Raw genomic sequence first — 21091 nt, 5'->3', positions numbered from 1 at the left:
TGCAAAAACAGCCCAATAATAAACTGAAAATTGTTAAAATAAAATCCAGTCTAACAATTGAAATAATTTAGGGGGATCACCATGGCAGAATTACGCAGTAATATGATCACACAAGGAATCGATAGAGCTCCGCACCGCAGTTTGCTTCGTGCAGCAGGGGTAAAAGAAGAGGATTTTGGCAAACCGTTTATTGCGGTTTGTAATTCATACATTGATATCGTACCCGGTCATGTTCACTTGCAGGAGTTTGGGAAAATCGTAAAAGAAGCAATCAGAGAAGCTGGAGGCGTGCCGTTTGAGTTTAATACAATCGGAGTAGATGATGGCATCGCGATGGGGCATATCGGTATGAGGTATTCGCTGCCGAGCCGTGAAATTATCGCGGACTCTGTGGAAACGGTTGTATCCGCACACTGGTTTGACGGTATGGTTTGTATACCGAACTGTGACAAAATCACGCCGGGAATGCTTATGGCAGCTATGCGCATCAACATTCCAACGATATTTGTCAGCGGAGGGCCGATGGCGGCAGGAAGAACAAGTGATGGGCGGAAAATTTCCCTTTCCTCAGTATTTGAGGGGGTAGGCGCTTATCAAGCAGGAAAAATCAACGAGAACGAACTTCAAGAATTAGAGCAGTTCGGATGCCCAACGTGCGGATCTTGCTCAGGCATGTTTACGGCGAACTCAATGAATTGCCTGTCTGAAGCGCTTGGCCTTGCTTTGCCGGGTAACGGAACCATTCTCGCGACAGCACCGGAACGCAAAGAGTTTGTCAGAAAATCGGCTGCGCAATTAATGGAAACCATTCGCAAAGACATTAAACCGCGTGATATTGTGACAGTAAAGGCGATTGATAACGCGTTTGCGCTCGATATGGCACTCGGCGGTTCAACAAATACCGTTCTTCATACGCTTGCTCTCGCAAACGAAGCCGGCGTTGACTATTCTTTAGAACGCATTAACGAAGTCGCTGAGCGAGTGCCGCACTTGTCCAAGCTGGCGCCTGCATCAGATGTGTATATTGAAGATCTTCACGAAGCCGGCGGTGTGAGCGCGGCGTTGAATGAGCTTTCCAAGAAAGAAGGGGCGCTTCATTTAGACGCACTGACTGTTACAGGAAAAACACTCGGAGAAACCATTGCCGGACATGAAGTGAAGGATTATGACGTCATCCATCCGCTGGATCAACCATTCACTGAAAAGGGCGGGCTCGCAGTTTTATTCGGCAATCTGGCTCCGGATGGCGCTATCATTAAAACAGGCGGCGTTCAGAACGGAATTACGAGACACGAAGGACCGGCTGTCGTATTTGATTCTCAGGATGAGGCGCTTGACGGCATTATCAACCGGAAAGTAAAAGAAGGCGACGTGGTCATTATCCGTTACGAAGGGCCAAAAGGCGGACCTGGTATGCCAGAGATGCTTGCACCTACATCTCAGATCGTGGGAATGGGACTCGGGCCAAAGGTGGCATTGATTACGGACGGACGTTTTTCCGGAGCGTCTCGAGGCCTGTCAATTGGCCACGTATCACCAGAGGCGGCAGAGGGAGGACCGCTTGCTTTCGTGGAAAACGGAGACCATGTTATCGTTGATATTGAAAAACGCATCTTGGATGTTCAAGTGCCGGAGGAAGAATGGGAAAAAAGGAAAGCGAACTGGAAAGGGTTTGAACCGAAGGTGAAAACCGGCTACTTGGCCCGTTATTCCAAACTTGTGACAAGCGCCAACACCGGCGGTATCATGAAAATCTAGACAACGGGGATTCCTTTCTGTTATTTTAAGGCGTGAACATTTGAAATCCAGCCCTCTCTATAGTATCCTTTACTTCAGATGAAGGATAATAGAGGGGGCTTTTTTATGTCAATGGCTTATGAAGAATATATGAGACAGCTTGTTGTACCGATGCGCCGCGAGCTGACTGGAGCAGGTTTTGAAGAATTAACAACAGCGGAAGAAGTAGAAAACTTTATGGAAAAGGCTGAGGGCACGACTCTTATTGTCGTTAACTCTGTGTGCGGCTGCGCGGCAGGCCTTGCGCGTCCTGCGGCAACACAGGCAGTCCTCCAGCATGACAAAAAGCCTGACAATACAGTGACTGTATTTGCGGGCCAGGATAAAGAAGCTACTGCAAAAATGCGTGAGTATTTTACTGGACAGGAGCCTTCTTCACCATCAATGGCTCTATTGAAAGGCAAGGAAGTCGTACATTTTATTCCGCGTCATGAAATTGAGGGTCACGATATGGAAGAGATTATGAAAAATTTGACCACTGCCTTTGATGCACACTGCTAAATGCCCGTTTTCGGGCATTTTCTTTTTTGGAGAGTACAGAAAATGATAACAACAAGCTATAGACCGACTGAAGACACCGTTAGAACCGCAAAGCTGCTTGCTAAAGAGCTTGATATGCCATATTGCAGCCGAAATAAACAAACGGTTGAAAACCTGTTGGAGTCAGCTGCACGTAATTTGCTTGTGGTCGGCAAAGAACGGTTCGAGCTTTATACAAAACAAGGTGCCAAATTCTTTTTCCATCCGAATACAGCGATGTTCAGAGCTAAACGCTTTTTACGGGGGGAGCGGGAGCCTATGCTTCGGGCAGCTGATTTATCGAAAGGGGATACGTTTTTAGATTGCACACTCGGGCTGGGTTCGGATGCCATTATCGCAAGTATGGCAGTAGGCGAAACGGGTTCTGTGATTGGGATTGAAAAAAACCATCTTGTGTCCGTTCTCGTGAGGACAGGACTACAGGCATGGGAAACGGACATAGTTGAGCTTCAAGCTGCAATGAGTAGAATCCAAGTCAAGCATGGGGATTGCCATGAATACATCAAGCAGCTGCCTGACAACTCTGTTGATGTGATCTATTTCGACCCAATGTTTCATGAGCCTGTAGAGACGTCTGATGGCATCGCGCCTTTACGGGACTTGGCAGAGGATTCGCTTTTGGATGAAGGATGGATCAAAGAAGCGGTGCGCGTTTCCAGAAAAAGGGTTGTGCTAAAAGACCACTGGAAAAGCCCGCGATTTGAACAGTTTGGTTTTAACGTCATCAAAAGAAAAACGGCGCTGTTCCATTATGGCGTCATGCAAGCCGCAAGTAAAACAAGCCCGTGATTCATCACGGGCTTTCTATTAATCGGTGACTTCCATGACGACAAAGTATAACAATGTTAAGAGTGAAACTGTGGCAAACAGAGCGTCAATCATATAGAAAGCCTCCTTTCATGGAACATTGTAAGCGTTTTTACACAAACGGCAAAGTAACGAATATCCTAATTTGCATATTCGTTTCATATCGTACATGACTTGCATGTTTCGGATGTGCTAAAATAAGAGAAATATATAAATATAGAGAGGACTAAGCAGTCATGAAATTGTGGATGAGAAAGACCCTTGTGGTTTTATTTACCATCGTAACGTTCGGGCTCGTATCTCCTCCGGCTGCTCTTATGGCGGACAAGCCCTCTGGACAGCCGAGCAGTCTTGAGCAGAACGATTACACCGCTTTTTATGATGAACATGACCTGTACGATGGTGAGTCGGAAGACAGGCGAGATCCTGAATTGCTTTTTCAAACGTACAAGGAACAGCTCTTTGACAGCGCTCAGGATCAGTCCCTATTGAAATTCGGCAGCAAAATCGCTCCGGTCATTGAGGATGACTATCGGAAAGAGATTCTTCCGAAAATCGAAAATGTGATTAGTGATTATTTAACGACATTGCAAGATGATGAGGCGTATCAAGATGTTGTGATTTCAAGCACGCCTTCAGCTGGCAAAACGGAGAAAATTTTCAACGTTTACAATCGGACGACTGGAGAAGATCTCCTTAGATTCCATGTGCGCAGAGACCACCCCCCACATGAGGGGTACTGGTTTAATTTTCATTATCATACAGCAGAAGATGGATTTCAATCACATCATGAGCTTGGGAGCATTTACTGGGACCGCAACACGCCTCCCAACTGGATGAGTGCGTAAAGGAGATGCCTTTGACATGAAAAAGTACACAATGAATGAAATGGTCGATATAACAAAAGATATGCTGAACAAACGTGGCGTTATGATTGAAGATATTGCACAGATTGTTCAAAAACTTCAGGAAAAATACAATCCAAATCTGCCGCTCAGTGTATGTATGGAGAATGTGGAAAAAGTGCTGAACAAACGTGAAATTATCCATGCTGTTTTGACAGGCCTTGCGCTTGATCAGCTCGCTGAGCAGAACCTTCTTCCGGAACCGCTGCAGCACCTTGTTGAAACGGATGAACCGCTTTACGGCATAGACGAAATCATCCCTCTATCAATCGTGAATGTATACGGGTCGATCGGCCTCACCAACTTCGGTTATCTGGATAAAGAGAAGATAGGAATCATTAAAGAACTTGATGAGAGTCCAGACGGTATTCATACCTTTTTAGATGATATTGTGGCAGCCCTTGCAGCAGCGGCTGCGAGCAGAATTGCCCATACGCATCAGGATCTGCAAGATGAAGAAAAAGAACAGGATGAAAAGCCTGTCGTCAGATGACTGATAAAAAAATCATTTCTGCGTTCAGAAATGATTTTTTATTGTGTTACACTACTATAAGACTACGTTTAAAGGATGAAAAAAATGAAACAGTATAAGGATTTATGCAGACATGTTTTAGAGCATGGCGAAGAAAAGGGAGACCGAACAGGGACCGGCACAGTCAGCACCTTCGGATATCAAATGAGATTTCATTTACAGGACGGCTTTCCGATGCTGACCACAAAAAAACTCCACTTTAAATCGATTGCGCATGAGCTGCTTTGGTTTTTAAAAGGAGATACCAATGTACGGTACTTGCAGGAAAACGGTGTGCGGATCTGGAATGAGTGGGCTGATGAAAACGGCGAGCTCGGACCTGTATATGGTTCACAATGGCGTTCTTGGCAGGGAGCTGACGGGGAAACTGTTGATCAAATTTCCCGCCTTATAGAAGATATTAGGACAAATCCGAACTCCAGACGCTTAATCGTCAGCGCATGGAATGTTGGTGAAATTGATAAAATGGCGTTGCCGCCGTGTCATTGCTTGTTCCAATTCTACGTGTCTGACGGGAAGCTGTCCTGTCAGCTGTATCAGCGCTCTGCTGATGTTTTCCTCGGTGTGCCGTTTAATATTGCTTCTTACGCCTTGTTAACCATGATGATTGCTCATGTGACTGGGCTTGAACCGGGCGAGTTTATTCATACATTTGGCGATGTTCATATATATCAAAATCATATTGAACAGATCAACTTACAGCTGACAAGAGACGTTCGCCCGCTTCCAAAGCTTCGTTTCGCCAGAGAGGTTGATTCCATCTTCAATTTTGCGTTTGAGGACTTTATCATCGAGGATTATGATCCGCATCCTCATATTAAAGGGGCGGTGAGCGTATGATTTCGTTCATTTTTGCAATGGATGCCAACAGGCTGATCGGCAAAGACAATGATTTGCCGTGGCGTTTGCCAAATGATCTTGCATACTTTAAAAAAGTAACGTCGGGCCATTCCATCATTATGGGCCGGAAAACATTTGAATCGATTGGGCGTCCGCTTCCAAACCGAAAAAATATTGTCGTCACATCAGCGCCGGCTTCAGAATTTCCAGGGTGCACGGTTGTCAGTTCCTTAAAGGATGTGCTGGACATTTGTTCGGGCTCTGAGGAATGCTTTGTGATCGGAGGGGCTCAGCTCTATACAGAGCTGTTTCCTTACGCGGACAGGCTTTATATGACGAAAATTCATCACGAATTTGAGGGTGACCGCCATTTCCCTGAATTTGATGAAACCAATTGGAAGCTCATTTCTTCTGAGCAGGGGATCAAGGACGAAAAAAACCGATACGATTACGAATTTCTGGTGTATGAAAAAAAGAATTCTTCTGAAACGGGAGGATTATAATTGATTCGCTACAGCTGGCTAGTGGTTTATATTGTGTATATGCTGCTCAAAAATATGAAACAATTATCTAATCAAACGATGCTCGACCCCCGTCTGTCATACAAAAAACAGATGACTCTTGTTTACGAGCAGCCAAAGGCGTTTTTGGAAGGCTGCATCGGCATCACCGGTTCAGTTGTGACGATCCACCAGCCTGAGCCAATACCGCATGGCCCTGTTTTGTATGTGCATCCCCGTTTGCGTTTGGCTGAACTGGCCTTGATTGCTGGGTATATTGAGGAACCGGCCGGTTTTATTGCCGATCCAAAAGTATTTCGCTTGCCCTTTATCGGACAATGGCTTGATCGGATGGATGTGATTTCAGGCGGCGATTCAGCAAAAGTATACAAAGATGTGACGAAACAGCTGGAAAAAGGTCAAAGCCTGATTCTTGCATTAGATGGTTGTATAGACCCTGTAGAACTTGCGGCCCGCTATCAGCTTCCGTTGGTGATGGTGAAAACGAAAGGCACAGCTGACCTGCAAAAGGGGTCGTTTTTTAAACGTTTAAAACCGGGAGATATCGAATTGTCCTTTTCAAAAGCTTATGTACCTGCAAATGAAAAACAATTACGTGCATAACAAAGCGCAGTCTTTAAGACTGCGCTTTTCTGTTACGAAATAAACGGCACTTTCACACAATAAAACAGGACACAGAAAAACATCGCCGCGCTTCCGCCTAATACAAAGCTATGCCAAATGGCGTGATGGAAGGGGATCTTTTTCCAAATATAAAAAATGGTGCCGACAGAGTATAAAATGCCGCCGAGAAAAAGAAGGCTGAATCCCGCTCCGGTCAGTGAAGCGTATAAAGGCTTAACCGCGATAATCATCAGCCATCCCATAATCAAATACACGAAGGTTGACAAAAGGATGAAGCGTTTCACGAAGAAAATTTTAAAAACGATTCCGCCTAAGGCAAGAGACCATACGATAACCAGCAGGGTGAAGCCGAGTGTTCCTTTTAGCGGCCCCAGCAAAAAAGGTGTATAGGTTCCGGCGATCAGTACATAAATGGCGCTATGATCAATAATCTCCAAAATATCTTTCGTCTTTTTATGTGTGATGCTATGGAGCAGTGTGGAGCTTACATATAACAGCAGCATAGAGACACCGAATATTGTAAAGCTAACAATGTCCCATGCGGAGCCGTATTGAGCCGCAAATATGATCAGAAACACTAATGCCGGTATGGATAAGAGCACACCGATACCGTGTGTAATGGCATTGGCGATCTCTTCTTTGATTGTAAACAAGTGCATTCTCCTTTCGATGGCTAGATCATTTGATTTTTTAGCGTTTCCAGAAAGCCCAAACCTTCTAACGTAATTTTAGTGCCGGCGCGTCCGCGGCTTTTTGTGACATAATCTTTTTTCTCCAAATAATCGAGACGGCTTCTGACCTGCTGCGGAGATAACGAGGTTTGGGTGTTTTTGCTGTGTTCCGAGATGAACCGTCTGCTGGCTGGTTCTCCTTTTTCGTTTAACACTTTTATTGTTTCCAAAATAAATAAAAACTCGGCTTTTTCCATTAAAGTCAGCAGCTTCTCTTTTTTCTTCGACGCTTTTCCGTCTAATACGCCCCTAATATATGGAGGCAAGTCATATGGATGAATCGTTTCCCCGTTTGAGACTGCCGCCATATAATCTGCGGCGTTTTTTAATTCCCTGACATTGCCTTCAAATGTGTGCCGCTCAAGCATTGAAAAGACTGAGGGATCAACGGACAATTGCCGCCCGGAGTTTGTAAGAAAATATTGTGCCAAAAGCGGTATATCACTTTTTCGTTCAGACAACTCGGGCAGTGTGAGCGTTAATATATTCAGCCTGTAAAATAAGTCTTGCCTGAATGCATGTTCCGCGTATCCGTCTGTGGCGGCACAGATCATCCGCGGTAACTCGGTGTTTGAATCTAAAACTTTTAACAGCTGAGCTTGTACAGAAGCAGGCATGCGCCACACTTCATCAAGAAAAAGGGTTCCTTGTGCTGTTTTTTGAAACGCACCTGACTTACCGTCATGGCCAAAAAGCTCACGCATCAGGCTTTCTTCTGAATGGATGCTGCAATTGACGCTAATAAAAGGTTCGCTGTATCTCGAGGATTCCTGATGGATCGCTTGTGCAACATGATCTTTCCCTGTTCCGATTTTTCCTGTTATGAGGACAGGGAGCTCCGTTAAAGAGAACTGCTTGGCGATTCGTTTTGCTTCTAGAAATGTTTGATGTTCCCCGATCAGATTATGAAACGTGTTGAGTGCTGGTGCGCTATTCATCAATTGGCTCCTTTTGGTTCTAATTGGTTTTATTATAACACGTCTTTTACCCCAAAACACCTTTTATTTTCGATCTTCTTTTTCTTTAGGCCTGCTAAAATGCTGGTGACGGGGATGTTATCTGGAGAAATTGTAATCGCAGTCTGTATTTTTTTAATTGTTAATAAAAATAATTGTCTTATTTTTTGAATATTCGTGTTATAATGGCATATTAAATAGGGATTTAAAACAAGAAAGGAATCTGTACATGAAACCGTTGCTTAAAGAAAACTCTCTCATCCAAGTGAAAGACATTTTGAAAGCTCATCAAAACGTGAAGGATGTTGTGATCCACACACCTTTGCAAAGGAACGAAAGACTTTCTGAGAGATATGAATGCAATATCTATTTGAAACGTGAAGACTTGCAAGTTGTCAGATCTTTTAAGCTCAGAGGGGCTTATCATAAAATGAAACAGCTTTCCAGCGAGCAGACGGAGAACGGAATTGTATGTGCCAGTGCCGGAAACCATGCTCAAGGTGTAGCGTTCTCATGTAAACATCTTGGCATTCATGGAAAAATCTTTATGCCGTCAACAACGCCGAGGCAAAAAATTTCTCAAGTTGAACTGTTTGGAAAAGGATTTATCGATATTATTTTGACAGGTGATACGTTTGATGATGCGTATAAAAGCGCTGTTGAATGTTGTGAGGCGGAATTGCGGACGTTTATCCATCCGTTCGATGATCCGGATGTGATGGCCGGCCAGGGAACGCTGGCGGTAGAGATTTTAAACGATATTGATACAGAACCGCATTTTCTTTTTGCAAGTGTCGGAGGGGGAGGCCTCCTCTCAGGGGTAGGCACTTATTTGAAAAATGTGTCTCCAGAAACAAAGTTGATTGCTGTTGAGCCGGAAGGAGCGGCATCCTATTTTGAATCAAACAAAGCGGGGCATGTCGTCACACTTGATAAAATTGATAAATTTGTAGATGGAGCAGCTGTTAAAAAAATTGGGGAGGAAACATTCCAGACTCTGGAATCAGTCGTGGATGACATTCTCCTTGTCCCAGAAGGGAAAGTATGTACTTCCATTCTTGAATTATATAACGAATGTGCGATTGTTGCTGAACCGGCCGGTGCTCTTTCTGTCGCGGCGCTTGATTTGTACAAGGATGAATTGAAAGGCAAAAATGTGGTGTGTGTAGTCAGCGGGGGCAATAACGATATCGGAAGAATGCAGGAAATGAAGGAGAGGTCCTTGATTTTTGAAGGACTTCAGCATTATTTTATCGTCAATTTTCCGCAAAGAGCGGGGGCGCTCCGTGAATTTCTTGACGAAGTCCTCGGGCCGAATGATGACATTACAAGGTTTGAGTATACGAAGAAAAATAATAAAAGCAACGGACCTGCTCTTGTCGGCATCGAGCTGCAGAACAAGGCCGATTATGGGCCGCTGATTGAACGAATGAACAAAAAAGCGTTTCATTATGTAGAAGTGAATAAGGATGAGGACTTGTTTCATTTGCTGATCTAAATTTTCACACAACCGCGTAAAATGACAGACAGCCCGGCCGGCATTGTATATAATAGAAGAAAAACAAAAAAGAGGATTGATAGCTTGTTACTCAAAAGCCTAGAGTTCAAACGCAGTGACGGGATTCAGGTGAAAGTGACAGAGATACCTGTATTAAAGGAAGATGAGCACTATTTCTTTATGTTACATCACCATTTGCAGTTCTACTTAAAAGAAGTGTTTTCATCAAACAGCAGGACAAAAGTGTATTCTTTCCGACAAGATATGAAGCGCCGGATGAAATGGGCTGATTATCAGGCTGTTTTTCATCAAGAGGTGTTAAAGTACAACGCGTAATATGCTGCTTAAACCTGTGTGTCTCCCTTTGAAACCGTTGGTTGGGAGACATGCAGGATTTTTTTTGCCTGTACCGAATATATAAGATATAAATAGAGGATATAGCAGGCAAGAGCTTTTACCGGCTGGAAAGGGTGAATGTCATGAAGGTGATCAAAGGTTTAATAGCAGGGCTGTTTATTCTGCTTATGTGTGCCTGCGGAGGACAACAAATTACAGATCCGCTTAATTACGAGGTGGAGCCTTTTACATTTCAAAACCAAGACGGCAAGGATGTTTCATTAAAGAGTTTAAAAGGAGAAGTATGGCTGGCGGATTTTATTTTTACTAATTGTGAAACTGTATGTCCTCCGATGACTGCTCATATGACCGATTTGCAAAAAAAACTAAAAGCCGAGAATATAGATGTTCGGATCGTATCCTTTAGTGTTGACCCGGAAAACGATAATCCAAAACAGCTGAAGAAATTCGCGGCGAATTATCCGCTATCTTTTGACAACTGGGATTTCCTCACGGGATACAGCCAGAGTGAGATTGAGGCGCTCGCGCTTAAAAGTTTCAAAGCGATAGTGAAAAAACCGGAGGGAAAAGACCAAGTCATTCATCAATCTTCCTTTTATTTGGTGGGGCCGGACGGTAAGGTGCTGAAAGATTACAATGGGGTGGAAAATACGCCGTACGATGATATTATAAAGGATGTGAAATCAGCCAGCACACTCAAGTAAGCAAGGAGACTAGGCATTTGCAAATCTTCTAAAACATGATACACTTTCCACTAGTAGAATGGGAAGGAGCAACAAGATTGAAGCTGCGCATTTTTTCACTCATGGCCAGTTTGATTTTGCTTCTTACTGCTTGTACGAGCATACGTACAGCATCTGAGGGAAAACAAAAAGCTAATGAACCGAAAACGAAAGAGCACATTGTAATAGCGGCTGTCGGAGATTCGCTGACAGAAGGTGTCGGAGATCCCGCGGGTAAGGGATATGTCGGCATGGTTGCGGATTCTATCCGCTCAGATAAACAAGTCAAAACAGTAGACGTAAAAAATTATGCCGTAAAAGGGAACCGTTCTGATGATTTATTAGAGAAATTAAAAGATAAAAAGGTTCAAAAAGGCATAAAGGACGCTGATTATGTCTTTTTTACAATTGGCGGCAATGATTTGATGAAAGTCCTTCACCAAAACTTCCTGCAATTAACCATGGAACCATTTCAGGAAGCGGAAAAACCGTATGAAAAGCGTTTTAAAAAAATCATTTCTGAAATTCGGGAACTGAATGATCACGCTGAGCTGATTTATGTCAGCATGTATAATCCGTTTACATTTACGTTATCTGAATTAAATGAAATAAACGGTGTTGTTACTGATTGGAACGAAATAGCTGAAAAAGAGCTGAAAAAAGATAAGTTTGCGAAAATCATTTATATTGAAGATTTATTCAATCAAAAAAGCGCCAGCAGCAGAATTTCAGAGGATGATGATTTTCATCCTAATGGTACGGGTTATTCCCTTATCGCGAAGCGCGTTTATCAAGCAATTGAAAAAGAAGGATTACCGAAAGAGTAGGGTGACATCATGAATAAGTGGAAACGACTGTTTTTTATATTGCTTGCCATCAATCTGATTCTCGCCGCTGGGTTTGTGACACTAGTCATGCTGCCGGGAAAACAAGCTCAGGTGAAGGATTCAACTGAGAGTGAGTATGGATTTCAAGTGACAAGCACAAAAGAATCTTTAGCTGCGTTTGTGAACTCCTATTTAAAAGACAAAGCATCAAACAAGCTTGATTATAAAGTAGAGATCGATGATGATGTCCATGTCGCGGGGAAAATCAAGGCTTTTTCCACGTCCATTGATGCGCTTGTCGCTTTTGAGCCGACTGTGAAAAAAAATGGCGATGTGGAGCTGAATGTTACGAAATTTTCGTTAGGGAAATTGAGTATACCGATTAGCTTTGTGTTAAATTATATGGACAGCTTTTACGAATTGCCGTCATTTGTCCACGTACATCCCGGCGACAAAAGCATTGAAGTGCGTCTGTCAGAAATGCCTTTAACGAATGGAATGTATGTCAAAGCGGATAAAATAAATTTAGAAAAAGATGAAATTGAGTTTTCCTATTACCATCCTAAACAATAGAGGTGACTGAAAATGAAACGGATTTACCAGTATTTCAGTTTATTATCTTTTACATTTTCCCTGTATTTCGGCTGGCTTGCCTATCACCATCTGGCCGCTGAAGATATGGATCAAATGTATTTGAACATTTCCTATTGTGCCTTGTTCCTAAGTGTGATGGTGTTTACTTTCGGTATGAGAGACCGAAAAAAACCGATAAGTCATGAAAAAAGAGACAGTAAACAACGTCTCTTTTTTCGTGTGATCCAAGCGAAAATGTAAGACCACAAGGAGAAAAAATGAAAGCATACGATTTTACGCAGGGGAACGTGCTGAAACAGCTTGTGCTGTTTTCAATGCCAATTATGCTCGGAAACGCATTGCAGGTTTCCTTTCAATTTATAGACAGTTTGTGGATCGGCAATTTACTGGGGGCAAAGGCTCTTGGGGCTGCCGCGGTATCGAGCACGATTGTTTTAACCGTGCTGTCTTTTATTTTAGGCCTTAACAACGCGACATTAACGATTTTGTCACAGCAAAAGGGTAAAGATGATAAAAAAGGGATGGCGTCGTATATCAACGCTTTTGTTGTCTTATTAACAGGCCTAAGCATTGGATTTGGTGCGGCCGGTTTTTTTCTGTCAGAGCTTTTGCTTCGTCTTCTAAAAACGCCGGAGTCGATGATACCGCTTGCTGAGACCTATTTACAAATTCAATTTATCGGCATTTTATTTTTGTTTGGTTATAACTTTATCAGCACGGTGCTTCGGGCCCTCGGCGACAGCAAGACACCTCTCCGGTTTATTGCATTTGCCGTTGTGCTGAATACTGTGTTGGCGCCGCTCTTTATTTCTGTGCTGCACATGGGAATAGCGGGAGCAGCTTATTCGACAATTTTGTCACAGGGGATTGCGTTTCTGTACGGGTTGTTTTATGTCCTCAAACACAAGCTTGTGCCGTTCTCTATCCCTCGAGTTCCAAAGTGGGAAGAGTCCGCGCTGATTTTAAAACTTGGGATTCCAGCCGGTCTGCAGATGATGGTGATTACAGGCGGTATGATGGCGATTATGAGTGTTGTCAACTCCTACGGAGAGCATGTGGTGTCAGGCTTCGGCGCGGTGCAGCGGCTCGATAGCATCATCACGCTCCCGGCTATGGCTGCCGGTACGGCAGTCAACAGTATGGCGGGGCAAAATATCGGGATCGGGAACCATAAAAGAGTGGGAACGATTGCGAAGCTTGGTGTGATGGCTGTTATTTCTTGCATGATGGTGATTGCAGTCATGATTTGGGTATTTGGTAAATACCTGATCAAATTATTTATCAGCGACCCTGATGCGGTCGCGTTTGGTGAACAATATTTGCGATGGATCGCGTTTTTCTATCCTTTTATCGGGATTAATTTCGTGCTGAACGGAATCGTCAGAGCCGCAGGAGCGATGCTGCAAGTGCTGGTTTTAAATTTGATATCGTTTTGGGTTTTGAGATATCCTTTCACGGCTCTATTTTCATCTTGGTTTGGACAGAAAGGAATCGGGCTCGGAATCGGAATGAGTTTTTTATTAAGCAGCTGTGCGGCGTTTTTGTATTACAGATACGGGCGATGGAAAACAATGAAACTGTTCGCTGAAAAATAAGTGAAGCGCGCTCAAAAAGCACATACCCATGTCTAGCGGTATGTGCTTTTTTTCATCGCTTTTTATCAAGTTTGCTGAAGAGCTCGATTAATGAGGCAAGTTCGGCATCGGTGTAGCAGTCAAAGCGTTTAAAGAAATATTCTGTTTTTTTCTCGTTGAAATGCTGAAGGACTTTTTCGCCCGCTTCGGTGATATGAATGCGGATGATGCGCCTGTCTTCCTTCGATCTGATTCTCGTAATCCATTCCTTTTCCACCAGCGCATCAGTCACAGCTGTAATGTGGCTTGCTGATACCTCTAAAATAGGCGCAAATTCGGTGACCTTTTTAGGACCTTGTTCACTGAGGATCCGCAGAATGGTGAATTCATTCCGTGACAGCTCTTTATCAAGAATTTCATTGATTTCGTTGCGTATTTGTTTAAAGACTTTACGGAGTAAATTTTCCATATCGTACATCATCTGTGTTCTTACTTTCAAATTTGTACCTCCATTACATAAGCATATTGCTTAAAACCTATAGATTTTATGAAAAGCAGAATCATTTTCATTCTATTTTTACATGCTATAATATAATAATACCACGTATGAACAAAGGAGGCACCAGTATGTCTGAAAAAAAAGAAATCGCCACATTTGCAGGAGGCTGTTTTTGGTGTATGGTCAAACCTTTTGACGAACAGCCGGGGATTGAAAAAGTGGTGTCCGGGTATACAGGCGGCCATACTGAAAACCCTACGTATGAAGAGGTGTGCAGTGAAACGACAGGACATCGTGAAGCCGTTCAAATCACGTTTCAGCCTGATGTGTTTCCTTATGAAAAGCTGCTTGAATTATTTTGGCAGCAAATCGATCCGACAGATGCCGGCGGCCAGTTTGCGGATCGCGGCAGCTCCTACCGTGCAGCCATTTTTTATCATAATGATAAACAAAAGGAGCTTGCGGAGGCTTCCAAACAGCGTTTGATAGATAGCGGTATCTTTAAGGATCCGATTGTAACGGACATTTTGAAAGCTGAACCTTTCTATGAAGCGGAAGACTACCATCAGCATTTTTATAAAAAGAATCCTGGACATTATCAGCGCTATCGGACGGGATCTGGACGAGCAGGATTTATCAGTGAGCATTGGGGGGCGAAATAAATGGGGTACAATAAAGAAGAAAAAATCAAGTCACTAAACCGCATGCAATATGAAGTGACGCAAAATAACGGCACAGAGCCGCCGTTTCAAAATGAATTTTGGGATCATCAGGAAGAAGGGCTCTATGTTGACATTGTGTCAGGCAAGCCATTGTTTACATCCAAGGATAAATTTGATTCCCACTGCGGCTGGCCAAGCTTTACAAAGCCGATTGAAGAAGAAGAAGTGGAAGAAAAATTAGACGCGAGCCACGGCATGATTCGCACAGAAGTGAGAAGCCGTACGGCTGATTCTCATCTTGGCCATGTATTTAACGATGGACCGGGGCCAAGCGGGCTTCGTTACTGCATAAACTCAGCGGCGCTGCGGTTTGTGCCGAAGGATCAGCTGAAAGAAGAAGGATACGAAAGCTACCTGCATCTTTTTGAAAAATAAAACAAAAAAACAAGCCTGCCTACTGGATAGACAGGCTTGTTTTTTGCCTTTTTTTCATTGCGCGATTCTGTCTTTCTTAATGAGAGGGGCTTAATCTCATTGATATTTGGCAGATTGTCTTTGCGTAAAATCAGGATGTTTTTCAGGCTCTGGAAGTATCGTCTAAAGCTTGCGCCATCTATACAGAGAATCAATTTCATGTAGGGGCGTTCCTTCTTTGTGTTGCTTTTCACCCGGACGTTTGGGTTCCACTGCGGGCCGGATACGGGAGCCCGTGCTGCGATGCATACATATTCTTCTTCAATGATTTCATTTTAAAATAAAAGCTTCTCCGCCTTTGGAATAGCAGCTGGTTACAATGTCAATATAGCCGCATGATTGAAAAACCTCGTCATGTTCTTGCCTGAGATTTTAGCGGATCACGCTCCATCTTTTGTGCAAATAAAATCGGAATGGCCGAACCCTTTGGGGCGGGAACATTTCCGAAGCAAAACACAGTTTCTCTGTCATGGACGTGGGGGTTTCAGATTTTCAGATAACAGCTTGGTGGCACCCATTGTATTTATAGGCGATACAGCTTTACTCATAACATGCTGCCCCCGGTATAAAAGGGCGGCCCCGCCACATCCTGTCCGCTGATGAGATTGGTCTGGATGTCTTCAAATGGATGTCTTCACATGACAGAACGGTTTTATTGCCTGATACCCATCTGTGGTCGTGCGCATGTACGAGTCCAAAAGCCGTTTATCCTCCGCATACTTTTCAAAAAAATGTATGGGAATGATCAACTCACAAAGTGTGCTTTTTTTATAGAAAATCCCTATCAAGGGCAATCAGACAATAAAGTAAACTAAATAAACGTTGTACTAAATATTCATAATGATCTTACTCTCGCGCCGTAAAAACTATTCTGACGGAGCCATTTCACGTGCTTCATAGGGAAAAAATGATTTATGAGTTAGAAACAATACAAAAAAAGTTCATTTTCGTCACGGTTAAATACCTGTATATATTTTACAATAGAAGCGATAGTGATAAGGAGGGGGGTGCAAAATGAAAGTTTCAAAAACAATACTGCTAAGCACTGTTGCGGGTATATTGCTTAGCCTGACAACTCACTCGGTGTCTGCACACCATGTGAAAGCGGAACATCATTTTAAAGTGACGGCACAAACGGAGACCGATCCTGTCCCTTCTGGTGATGACGCAGCAGATGACCCGGCCATTTGGGTTCACGAAAAGCATCCGGAAAAAAGCAAGTTGATCACAACAAATAAGAAGTCAGGACTCGTCGTGTATGATTTAAACGGCAAACAGCTTCAATTTTATGAGTTTGGAAAGCTTAATAATGTCGATCTGCGTTATGATTTTCCTTTGAACGGCGAAAAAATTGATATTGCTGCCGCCTCCAACCGATCTGAGGGAAAAAATACAATCGAAGTCTATGCAATTGACGGAGAGAAAGGAAAGTTGAAAAGCATTACAGATCCCCACCATCCTATTTCAACTGGTATTTCCGAGGTATACGGGTTCAGCCTGTATCACAGCCAGAAAACAGGAGCATTTTACGCATTAGTGACTGGCAAACAGGGAGAATTCGAGCAATATGAAATTGTTGATAAAGGAAAGGGTTATGTAACGGGGAAACTATAGCGTGAATTTAAATTGAATTCACAGACAGAAGGCCTTGTTGCTGATGATGAGTACGGGAACTTGTATATAGCAGAGGAAATTGAAGCCATCTGGAAATTTCATGCTGAGCCAGACGGAGGATCAAAGGGACTGGTTGTCGACCGCGCGACAGGAGAACGCTTGACAGCTGATATTGAAGGACTGACGATCTATTATGCGCCAGAAGGCAAAGGATATCTCATGGCCTCAAGTCAGGGAAATAACAGCTATGCAATGTATGAACGTCAGGGAAGCAATCGCTACATAGCCAATTTTGACATTGCAGATGGCGAAAAGATAGACGGCACCAGTGACACAGACGGTATTGATGTTCTCGGTTTCGGACTCGGCCCAAAATATCCGTACGGGATTTTTGTGGCGCAGGACGGTGAAAATATTGACAATGGACAAGCCGTCAATCAGAACTTCAAAATTGTGTCATGGGAACAGATTGCAAAGCATCTAGGAGGAAAGCCTCATTTTCATAAACAGGTGAATCCGAGGAAGCTGAAGGACCGTTCTGACGGCTAAGAAAGAGCAGCACATTCAGCTGGCTTTCAGCGTGTCGACAAGCCATTCGTTGTCAGTCCCGCGCGTTGATGTTCACGAATTTCTATTCGCTGCGCCCAATACTCTTTATTCCTAGACAGCGAGGGTTTTCCATCACGAAAAAAGTTGACCAAACGCTAAGACCAAACCGTTTCAGCATTTGGTCAACAATCTGGAAAGCAGCTTGTTTGGCTGCTTTTTTCTGTACGGAAAAAATCGTTCATCACAATGAACGATTTTTCAAGAAAGCGCCAGATGGATTGCCTTTAGTTTTGCAGGAAGCTCATCAAACGTATATGCGGGCACGGTCTCTTTGTAATTGGCTGCTGCAGCTTTTTGACGTTCCTCAGGGTGGTTGATATAGAAAGCGGCTTTTTCCTTAAAGTCGTTCATGCTGTGATAAGAAATAAAGGATGAAAAAGGATGTGCCGCGGGTAAATTTGTTAATTGAAATGCTTCGCATGCAGCTATATCAAACGTCCGGTTATTAAAACTGGCATTTTGGAGGCGGATATGATTTTGATTGAAAGCAAAATGATAGGGCCGATGCGCATTCATCACGATGTCTGCCCCGTTATAATAATGGACGGCCTGTTCGGGCGGAACCCATGTGCTGACGACATCGATATGCGGCTGTTTGAGCACTTTATTCGGCAGGTATTTTCTCCATTCCTTTCCGATAACCCGAACGGTGAAAGGCAGATGCACCGCTTCTTTTATAAGCTGAACCCGGTTAGGGTAAGGATAGCCGATGATAAGCAGATTTGAATGAAAAGAATCATCTGTGTCCATTTTTTTAAACAGCCGGTGATTCACTGGAATCGGAACATAATAGACGTGCTGGCAGCCAAGCTCCTGATAATAGAGAGCGGCATTTTGTTCAATCGTTAATATGGCGTCAGCGTGCTTTATCACCTGAAGACTGACATCAATGTAAAATGGGTCTTCGGTCAGCCAAACATATACGGGAATATCCTTACCCTTTAACCAGGTCAGCCAGTCGTGAGGAACGCGGTCTCCAACCATCATGAGTGCGAAGTCCGGCTGAAACGCTTCGATGTTCTCCAGAGATTCTGGTTCCGGAATATCTGCAGACATGTACTCTGTATGAGTATGACGAAAACATTCTTCAGCCCAGCGGTCAAAATAACTGTATATTCCTCCGTATCCCGACTGGATATACAACACTTTCATCAGATGTTATGAAAAGAATGTGACGCTTTCTACTTTGTCGACATCAATTAATGTTGTAGCTTGCCCTTCTGGCGTGACGGAGCTTTCCTGTGTTACAAATACGATGCCGTGAACTTGATCAAAAGCAACGAAAACAACTGGTCCGATCATGTCACCTGAATCAGTTACGATGCTGATCGTAGTGCCTGGCGTAATTCTGGCAAAAATCCATCTTGCCGGAAGGGAAGTAGATTCAGCCGTAATCATTTCACTTTGATCTACTTTTTGATCGATTGCAGCTTCAAGCAAGTCTTTAAGATGGTTTTCCACGTTTTCTCCTCCTTCTGTTGCAGTTGGAAATAAAGGGTTTAAAAGGGTTTTAATCAAATCCTTTTTTAACTCTGCCTTTTCAGAGCTCATTACACACACCTCCTATTCAATAGTGAACTCACGTTAATCATATTCTTCAGGCCGCCATTTGGTATGAGTCGAATGCCGTACCTGACCTATTTTTCATATATTTAAGGAAAATGCTGATTTTTTAAATGAGTGGACATAGCCTATACCATAAATCGAAATCAGTCATATTGTGAAACAGAGCATAAGGATAAAGGAGAGGGAATGTTTGGATATTGAGAACCACGTGAATCAAGAAGAAAACCAAGATGAACTGCATTTTATTTTGCTTTTGCTGATTTTGCTTATTCGCCAATCGTCTACTGAGCATCCATCTGATCTCAGGCGCCAGCTTGTATTTGCAAAAGAGCTTGGCGTACCGGTTTCAACCGTTCATCTGATAAATGGGGAGACGCTTCAAAACGTCATCATAAAAGAAGTTCTGAGTGATTTGGTTATTTTTCAAAACCCGTTAAATCATACGAGATCTCATGTCTCACTCTCAAGTATTGTAAGCTGGGGTGCTTTTTAAATGATGACAGAGGCTCTGCTTGCTGCGGAGCCGTTTTGATGTGTGACGATAGGGGGGCTGTATATTGGGAGAGAAAGTGTCCATTATTTTAACGAGTTATAATAAACCTTACTATCTGCAAAAAGCGATCGAAAGCGTCATGAAGCAAACGCATGAACTCTGGGAGCTCTTGATCATGGATGATCATTCTTATGATGAAACAATTGCAGTGATTCATAAATACCTTCATGACCCTCGCGTTCGTTATGAAAATAGTTTCGTACATCCCGCAGATCGATTAAAAACCACCCGTTATGCCACATTAATTAACAGTGCACTCCCATCTGCCGACGGCGATTTCATTTCCTATCTCACTGATGACACTGTTTATCATCCTGAGCGGCTGAGCCGTATGGTAGAGATGTTTTTACATCATCCTGAGGCGCAGGCTGTTTATTCAAAACAAAAAGTTGTACAGGTAAACGAAAGGGGAGAGGCAATCTCCCATTTTTATAGAAATGCCAATACAGTGCTTCATCAGGCTGCTTTTCTAGTCGATCATTGCTCAGTTATGCATCGCCGTTCGTTACTTGATCGTATTCGCCATAAATATGGAAGCTATTGGGATGATGATATGAAGCATTGGAATCATGGCGACTCAATTTTTTGGGCCAGAATGAACAACTTTGCTCCGTTTCTGCCGATAAATGAAGTATTAGATACAACCTATAAAACCCCCGATTCATTTCAAAATGCGTATCGGTTTCTGCCCGCCGATTTAATTGACGGATCTTTTGTAAAAGGCTCAGATCAAAATGTGTATTTTTTTGATCTGGGTGTGAGGCATCCTGTCGGGGAAAGGTGGGGTTCTTTGTATCTAAATCGGACTGTGGCCGTTCCAGATCCGTATTTATTCCAATATAGGATTGGGAAAATGTTAAACATTCCGAACTATATGTTAGTAAAGGGAGCTGACCACCCTGCAATATTCTATATCGAAGCCGGAAAAAAAAGACGGATTGCTGATCAGTATGCTTTTCAGTTTTATCAATTTAAAAGAAAAGACATAGTGACCATTGGAGAAGAAGAACTGAAGGCGCTGCCAGAAGGGCTGCCAATTACGCGGGAACGATCTGGTTTGATCGAAAATCCGCCTGGACGCAGGCTTTTTTTCATAGAACGCGAACCGTTTTTATTTCTAAACGGCGTCTTTCACCCGATACGTGAACAAGTAGTAAGGAAATTCTTTTTATATCATAAGCCAATCCCCGCTTCTTTTCGTAATATTCAGCAATTTCCAATTGGAAAGCCGTTTTATCCGGTGTACGATGAGATTATGAAGAAATTGAATATTGCAGCTGAGTAAAGGC

General features: G+C 43.2%; 23 protein-coding genes and 2 pseudogenes. 20 read left to right on the top strand and 5 right to left on the bottom strand.

Going from position 1 to position 21091, the window contains the following annotated elements; genetic code table 11:
• Window positions 1-81 precede the first annotated feature (81 nt).
• The 8 genes from ilvD to SC79_RS05675 all read left to right on the top strand — a co-directional run bounded on the left by ilvD (window position 82) and on the right by SC79_RS05675 (window position 6545).
• On the top strand, window positions 82-1758 hold the full coding sequence (gene ilvD, locus SC79_RS05710; protein ID WP_010327964.1) for a dihydroxy-acid dehydratase: 1677 nt from the start codon (window positions 82-84) through the stop codon (window positions 1756-1758).
• 105 nt (window positions 1759-1863) lie between these two features.
• On the top strand, window positions 1864-2298 hold the full coding sequence (gene brxA, locus SC79_RS05705) for a bacilliredoxin BrxA (protein ID WP_039074232.1): 435 nt from the start codon (window positions 1864-1866) through the stop codon (window positions 2296-2298).
• Between the two features lie 42 nt (window positions 2299-2340).
• Entirely contained in the window at window positions 2341-3126 is a 786-nt protein-coding gene (locus tag SC79_RS05700; RefSeq protein ID WP_039074231.1) for a class I SAM-dependent methyltransferase, read from the top strand.
• Window positions 3127-3380: 254 nt separating this feature from the next.
• Window positions 3381-3992, top strand: coding sequence for a YpjP family protein (locus SC79_RS05695; RefSeq protein WP_010327967.1), 612 nt, complete (start codon window positions 3381-3383; stop codon window positions 3990-3992).
• 16 nt (window positions 3993-4008) lie between these two features.
• Window positions 4009-4542 carry a phosphatidylglycerophosphatase A family protein gene (locus tag SC79_RS05690; protein ID WP_039074230.1) on the top strand — a complete coding sequence of 178 codons (534 nt, stop codon included), beginning with the start codon at window positions 4009-4011 and terminating at the stop codon, window positions 4540-4542.
• 84 nt (window positions 4543-4626) lie between these two features.
• On the top strand, window positions 4627-5421 hold the full coding sequence (locus SC79_RS05685) for a thymidylate synthase (protein ID WP_039074229.1): 795 nt from the start codon (window positions 4627-4629) through the stop codon (window positions 5419-5421).
• Window positions 5418-5924, top strand: coding sequence for a dihydrofolate reductase DfrA (gene dfrA / locus SC79_RS05680; protein WP_039074228.1), 507 nt, complete (start codon window positions 5418-5420; stop codon window positions 5922-5924). The genes SC79_RS05685 and dfrA overlap by 4 nt, the downstream gene beginning before the upstream one ends.
• Window positions 5925-6545 carry a lysophospholipid acyltransferase family protein gene (locus tag SC79_RS05675; protein ID WP_039074227.1) on the top strand — a complete coding sequence of 207 codons (621 nt, stop codon included), beginning with the start codon at window positions 5925-5927 and terminating at the stop codon, window positions 6543-6545.
• A 32-nt stretch (window positions 6546-6577) separates the two neighbouring features.
• Here the strand turns inward: SC79_RS05675 and trhA are convergent, their stop codons facing one another.
• Entirely contained in the window at window positions 6578-7219 is a 642-nt protein-coding gene (gene trhA / locus SC79_RS05670) for a PAQR family membrane homeostasis protein TrhA (protein WP_039074226.1), read from the bottom strand.
• A 20-nt stretch (window positions 7220-7239) separates the two neighbouring features.
• The gene (locus SC79_RS05665; protein ID WP_039074225.1) at window positions 7240-8235 is read right to left on the bottom strand and encodes a sigma 54-interacting transcriptional regulator; all 996 of its coding nucleotides are present in this window, start codon (window positions 8233-8235) and stop codon (window positions 7240-7242) included.
• Between the two features lie 247 nt (window positions 8236-8482).
• Between SC79_RS05665 and ilvA the strand changes: the two genes are divergently transcribed.
• The 7 genes and pseudogenes from ilvA (at window position 8483) to SC79_RS05630 (ending at window position 13846) form a co-directional block, all read left to right on the top strand.
• Window positions 8483-9751 (top strand): threonine ammonia-lyase IlvA, encoded by a 1269-nt coding sequence (ilvA, locus tag SC79_RS05660; RefSeq protein ID WP_010327974.1) that lies wholly within the window; start codon window positions 8483-8485, stop codon window positions 9749-9751.
• A gap of 84 nt (window positions 9752-9835) precedes the next feature.
• Window positions 9836-10087, top strand: coding sequence for a DUF2535 family protein (locus SC79_RS05655; RefSeq protein ID WP_010327975.1), 252 nt, complete (start codon window positions 9836-9838; stop codon window positions 10085-10087).
• Between the two features lie 143 nt (window positions 10088-10230).
• A complete protein-coding gene (locus SC79_RS05650; protein WP_039074224.1) occupies window positions 10231-10812 on the top strand; it encodes an SCO family protein in 582 nt (193 codons plus the stop codon).
• A 77-nt stretch (window positions 10813-10889) separates the two neighbouring features.
• Window positions 10890-11657, top strand: coding sequence for an SGNH/GDSL hydrolase family protein (locus tag SC79_RS05645; protein ID WP_039074223.1), 768 nt, complete (start codon window positions 10890-10892; stop codon window positions 11655-11657).
• Window positions 11658-11666: 9 nt separating this feature from the next.
• Window positions 11667-12230, top strand: coding sequence for a YpmS family protein (locus SC79_RS05640; protein WP_010327978.1), 564 nt, complete (start codon window positions 11667-11669; stop codon window positions 12228-12230).
• Window positions 12231-12242: 12 nt separating this feature from the next.
• Window positions 12243-12422, top strand: a pseudogene (ypmT, locus tag SC79_RS05635) (protein YpmT); the annotation flags it as partial.
• 86 nt (window positions 12423-12508) lie between these two features.
• Window positions 12509-13846, top strand: coding sequence for an MATE family efflux transporter (locus SC79_RS05630; RefSeq protein ID WP_039074222.1), 1338 nt, complete (start codon window positions 12509-12511; stop codon window positions 13844-13846).
• A gap of 52 nt (window positions 13847-13898) precedes the next feature.
• On the opposite strand, the gene SC79_RS05625 is transcribed toward SC79_RS05630, so the two are convergent.
• On the bottom strand, window positions 13899-14324 hold the full coding sequence (locus SC79_RS05625; RefSeq protein WP_039074221.1) for a MarR family transcriptional regulator: 426 nt from the start codon (window positions 14322-14324) through the stop codon (window positions 13899-13901).
• 128 nt (window positions 14325-14452) lie between these two features.
• On the opposite strand from SC79_RS05625, the gene msrA reads away from it, so the two are divergent.
• The 3 genes and pseudogenes from msrA to SC79_RS05605 all read left to right on the top strand — a co-directional run bounded on the left by msrA (window position 14453) and on the right by SC79_RS05605 (window position 17623).
• The gene (msrA, locus tag SC79_RS05620) at window positions 14453-14986 is read left to right on the top strand and encodes a peptide-methionine (S)-S-oxide reductase MsrA (RefSeq protein ID WP_010331330.1); all 534 of its coding nucleotides are present in this window, start codon (window positions 14453-14455) and stop codon (window positions 14984-14986) included.
• Window positions 14987-15421 (top strand): peptide-methionine (R)-S-oxide reductase MsrB, encoded by a 435-nt coding sequence (msrB, locus tag SC79_RS05615; protein ID WP_039074220.1) that lies wholly within the window; start codon window positions 14987-14989, stop codon window positions 15419-15421.
• Window positions 15422-16474: 1053 nt separating this feature from the next.
• Window positions 16475-17623 (top strand): annotated as a pseudogene (locus SC79_RS05605) (phytase).
• 258 nt (window positions 17624-17881) lie between these two features.
• Here the strand turns inward: SC79_RS05605 and SC79_RS05600 are convergent.
• Together SC79_RS05600 and cgeA are read right to left on the bottom strand one after the other, a co-directional pair.
• A complete protein-coding gene (locus SC79_RS05600; RefSeq protein ID WP_039074218.1) occupies window positions 17882-18835 on the bottom strand; it encodes a CgeB family protein in 954 nt (317 codons plus the stop codon).
• A 6-nt stretch (window positions 18836-18841) separates the two neighbouring features.
• Window positions 18842-19234, bottom strand: coding sequence for a spore crust protein CgeA (cgeA, locus tag SC79_RS05595; protein ID WP_039074217.1), 393 nt, complete (start codon window positions 19232-19234; stop codon window positions 18842-18844).
• Window positions 19235-19439: 205 nt separating this feature from the next.
• Here cgeA and cgeC point away from each other — a divergent pair, with 205 nt between their 5' ends.
• Both cgeC and SC79_RS05585 read left to right on the top strand, forming a co-directional pair.
• On the top strand, window positions 19440-19742 hold the full coding sequence (cgeC, locus tag SC79_RS05590; protein WP_039074216.1) for a spore maturation protein CgeC: 303 nt from the start codon (window positions 19440-19442) through the stop codon (window positions 19740-19742).
• A 64-nt stretch (window positions 19743-19806) separates the two neighbouring features.
• Window positions 19807-21087 (top strand): glycosyltransferase family A protein, encoded by a 1281-nt coding sequence (locus SC79_RS05585; protein WP_039074215.1) that lies wholly within the window; start codon window positions 19807-19809, stop codon window positions 21085-21087.
• Window positions 21088-21091 lie beyond the last annotated feature (4 nt).

Origin of the sequence: Bacillus sp. MSP13, from assembly GCF_000815295.1 — a bacterium.
GTDB lineage: Bacteria > Bacillota > Bacilli > Bacillales > Bacillaceae > Bacillus > Bacillus vallismortis.
This window is presented reverse-complemented; position numbering and strand designations above follow the sequence as displayed.